The sequence below is a fragment of the Synechococcus sp. R5-12 genome (assembly GCF_047502655.1).
In the GTDB taxonomy this organism is placed as follows: domain Bacteria; phylum Cyanobacteriota; class Cyanobacteriia; order Thermostichales; family Thermostichaceae; genus Thermostichus.
Genome location: NZ_JANSIM010000265.1, coordinates 1 through 3,541 on the forward strand (window position 1 = coordinate 1; position 3,541 = coordinate 3,541).

Below are 3,541 nucleotides of genomic sequence, written 5' to 3' on the forward strand. Positions count from 1 at the left end.
GAACAGTGATGTTCAGCAGTGTTCAGCGTAAATGTATCAGCTACCCACAGGGATTCCACCCTGCAGCAGCAAACAAAGGGGCTGAGATCAAAAGGGATCCCTCGTAGCACTTTGACCCAATTTACTGCTTGATCCTCGGCGGCCTGCCGGGTGCAGGAACCTTAGAATGGAGGTTGAGCCCACTTGCCGTGAGTGCCCATGAGCCTTTTGCCCACTTCCGCTGCTCCCCTAGCCATTGCTCCGACAGCAGCCAAGCCAAGGCGACTGGACTTCGAGGTGGTGATTGCCGGAGCTGGGATGGTGGGATCCACCTTGGCAGCCGCTTTGGGTCAGGCCGGGATCCGCGTCGGGCTGATCGAGGGGCGGGATCTCTCGCAGGGGGTGGGGCCCGATGGCCGAGCCAGCGCTTTGGCTCTGGGGACAGCTCGTATTTTGCAGCGAATTGGGGTGTGGCCCCTTATGGAGGCCTGGGGAGTCTCTCCCATTCACCGCATTCAGGTCTCTGATGGGGAAGGCCCCTGGGTGGCTCAGCTGCGCCGTGAGATGCTCCAAGCGCCGGCCCTGGGCTACGTCGTGGAAAATCAAATCACCCAAAAGGCCCTGTTGCAGCGCATTCGCGAGTGCCCTTCGGTAACCCTTTTCAGCCCTGCTCAGGCGCAAAGTTTCTCCCCTGCAGCAGATCACATTCGGGTAGAGCTGGCCCAGGAGGGATCCCGGCAAACCCTGCGGGCTGCTCTGCTGGTGGTTGCAGATGGGGCCCGTTCGCGGCTGCGGGAACAGGCTGGGATCCCGTTATCCCGCTGGGGCTATGGGCAGGTGTGCATCGTTTCCACCCTCACCCATGAGCATCCTCACCGGCAGGTGGCCTACGAGCGCTTTCAGGCCAGCGGCCCCTTCGCCATTTTGCCCACCCCCGATCCCCATCGCAGTTGTGTCGTCTGGACAGTTCGCCAAGCGGATCGAGATTGGCTGATGGGCTTATCTGAGGCTGAGTTTTTGCAGGCCATCCGGCCCTGCTTTGGATCCCAGTTGGGAGCCTTGCTGGCGGCCTCTCCCAGAGCCTGTTATGAGCCGCAGCGGGCCCATGCCCAAACCTATATCGGATCCCGGCTGGCTTTGGTGGGGGATGCTGCCCATACCACCCATCCGCTGGGGGGGCAGGGAGCGAATCTGGGCATGCGGGATGTGGCGGCCTTGGCTGCCCTGTTGATCGAAGCCAAAATGGCGGGCCGGGATCCCGGCGATCCGGCTTTGTTAAAAGCCTACGAGCGCTGTCGCCGCCCAGAAAACGCGCTGGTTCTTTTTGCAACCGATGCTGCCAATCGCCTCTTTTCCAACCGAAGCTGGCCGTTGCTGGTCTTGCGTCGCCTGGGCCTGTGGGGACTGGAGGTTTTGCCGCTGCTCAAGCCTGCCTTGATGCGCCAAGCGATGGGGATCCGCCCCCACCAACCCCAACTCCAACAGCTCCCTTTCCCTACACCCCTGGAACCCTTGCCCACACCTGTCTGAATCCGGCCAACCTGTCACAGCCGGGCTGGGATCCTCACTAAGAGAAAGTCATTATGTCCTCGGCAGGACAAGCGATCCACATGGGATCAAGGCTGCTCCAGGGGTAAGTCTGAAAACAGCAATGGGGCAATATTGGCCGCCTGGTTGATGGGGATCTCGTCGTTGACGGCATACTGATAAAACTGATCCAAGCGCCGACACAAACCTTCTGGGGTCAAAGCCTGCACATTGGAGCTGATGATATAGCTTTGGGAAGGAGAGGCGCGAAACGCTTGAAAGGCTTTGCGACAAAAGTCCTGCTTGGCCTCCGGGTCTGCTTGTCGCCACTCTGGCCCCGTAAGTTTGCCGGACAAAGTGGGGCCGGTTGCCGCTCCCAAGGGCAGGCCTGTTCCCAAGATTAGGCCAGCCAGGATCAGAAACAGAAGGCCCCCCTTCAAGACTGCCTGCCAGAAAGAGAACTGAAGCCGTTGCCGGTGCTGCTCCATGGTTGGATAGGCTGGAGTGGAAAGGGATCCCCTCGATCATACCGATCACACATACCGATCACAGGCGGATCTGAGGGAAACTCAGGATCTCGGCTGGCTTTGCCGCTCCCCTCGCTCCCCGCTGCCGTCCTCAGGAATGGCCGGAAAGCTGGGTCCCTTTCATCCCTTACCCGCTCGCACCCTCCGTCCCGTGGCTCGCAACAAACCCCGTCGGAAACAGCCTTTCCCGCACCTCCTCGGCTCCAAATGGACTTCCGTTCAGCCTGTTCTGGGTTGGCGACATTTTCAGGTCACCGCTCGCCAACAAGGGGAAGGAGGGCTGGTGTTTGCCGAGCTCAGAGCCGTCTGCGATCCCCAGGTGCGCCTCTGGGTCAACGCGGCCACCCTGAAGAACCGGGATCTTTGGCAGCCGGGCTGGACGCCTCTCGAAGACGGGATCCCCTGTGGGCGGCAGGATCCCCTTCTGGACAGGGCTGGGGGATAGTTTCTCTCAAGCTGGGGCTCAGGGATCGATTAGGATCATCTCTCTAGTGTGGTATTTTAATTCGGAAGCTTGAGGAGAAGAAAGCGGGATGGCCAGATGTGACGTTTGCGGAAAAGATCTTAGCTACAGCGATTATCAGTGGGCCAAGCGCTGCGCCAATCCCTACGGGAAGTCTCACCTCATCTGCTTCGACTGCTACAGTGGTTCGTCTTGTCCCATCTGCTATTCCCCTCTGGAGCCGGCAGAATAGAAAGAGGCGTTCTCAAAAGCTGCTTGTCGGTTACTCGACTCCCATCCCCCTAGCTCCTCGGAGGGGGCGATGGTCGACAAGGGTCTCGATGGTTTTCTCAAGGGAGCCGGAAAAGTGCGCATTGGCCAGGGCTACGACATCCACCGCCTCGTCGAGGGGCGCCCCCTGATCCTGGGCGGGATCCGGATCCCTTACGAAAAGGGGCTATTGGGCCATAGCGACGCCGATGTCCTCACCCACGCCATCATGGATGCTCTCCTGGGGGCTGCCGCTCTGCGGGATATTGGCTACTACTTCCCCCCTGAAGAAGAGCGTTGGAAAGGGGCAGATAGCATCCTTTTACTACAGCAAGTGGTGCAGCTGGTGGGCCAAGAGGGCTGGTGCGTTGCCAATGTAGACAGTGTGGTGGTGGCGGAGCAGCCCAAGCTCAAACCTCACATCCCCGCCATGCAGGCCCGCCTGGCAGAGGCGATGCAGATCTCCCCCAAGCAAGTGGGGGTCAAGGCTACTACTAACGAAAAACTGGGCCCCATAGGTCAGGGAGAGGCCATTGCTGCCTTCGCAGTAGCCCTGTTGCTGGAACAGAGAGGACAAGCTTCCTCTGACCTTCCCATCAGAATCTGAAAAGAACCTGGTCACCCCACTGCCTGAGCTGCCAAACTGGCAAGCAATCGCTCCCTCAAAAACGCAGAATCTGCCCAAGTCGCAGTCAAACCACCCATTACCTGGATCCCCAATTTTCCCTCTGGGAAAGGGGCCGGGAGGGGGGCTACTGATACATTTACGCTGAACACTGCTGAACATCACTGTTCA

The 3,541-nt window shown here is 59.5% G+C and carries 4 protein-coding genes; 3 read left to right on the forward strand and 1 reads right to left on the reverse strand.

Annotation, left to right across the window (positions count from 1 at the left end; genetic code table 11):
- Positions 1 to 198 precede the first annotated feature (198 nt).
- Positions 199 to 1,509 carry a UbiH/UbiF/VisC/COQ6 family ubiquinone biosynthesis hydroxylase gene (locus NW843_RS13015; RefSeq protein ID WP_414523155.1) on the forward strand — a complete coding sequence of 437 codons (1,311 nt, stop codon included), beginning with the start codon at positions 199 to 201 and terminating at the stop codon, positions 1,507 to 1,509.
- 86 nt (positions 1,510 to 1,595) lie between these two features.
- On the opposite strand, the gene NW843_RS13020 is transcribed toward NW843_RS13015, so the two are convergent.
- Positions 1,596 to 1,994 carry a hypothetical protein gene (locus NW843_RS13020; RefSeq protein WP_414350476.1) on the reverse strand — a complete coding sequence of 133 codons (399 nt, stop codon included), beginning with the start codon at positions 1,992 to 1,994 and terminating at the stop codon, positions 1,596 to 1,598.
- Positions 1,995 to 2,184: 190 nt separating this feature from the next.
- Between NW843_RS13020 and NW843_RS13025 the strand changes: the two genes are divergently transcribed.
- On the forward strand, positions 2,185 to 2,478 hold the full coding sequence (locus tag NW843_RS13025) for a TIGR02450 family Trp-rich protein (RefSeq protein ID WP_414329949.1): 294 nt from the start codon (positions 2,185 to 2,187) through the stop codon (positions 2,476 to 2,478).
- 364 nt (positions 2,479 to 2,842) lie between these two features.
- Positions 2,843 to 3,352 (forward strand): 2-C-methyl-D-erythritol 2,4-cyclodiphosphate synthase, encoded by a 510-nt coding sequence (gene ispF, locus NW843_RS13030; RefSeq protein WP_414342922.1) that lies wholly within the window; start codon positions 2,843 to 2,845, stop codon positions 3,350 to 3,352.
- Positions 3,353 to 3,541: the final 189 nt, after the last annotated feature.

Coding starts and splice junctions, on each gene's coding strand:
- NW843_RS13015 (WP_414523155.1), top strand. CDS start 199: ATGAGCCTTTTGCCCACTTCCGCTGCTCCCCTAGCCATTGCTCCGACA.
- NW843_RS13020 (WP_414350476.1), bottom strand. CDS start 1,994: ATGGAGCAGCACCGGCAACGGCTTCAGTTCTCTTTCTGGCAGGCAGTC.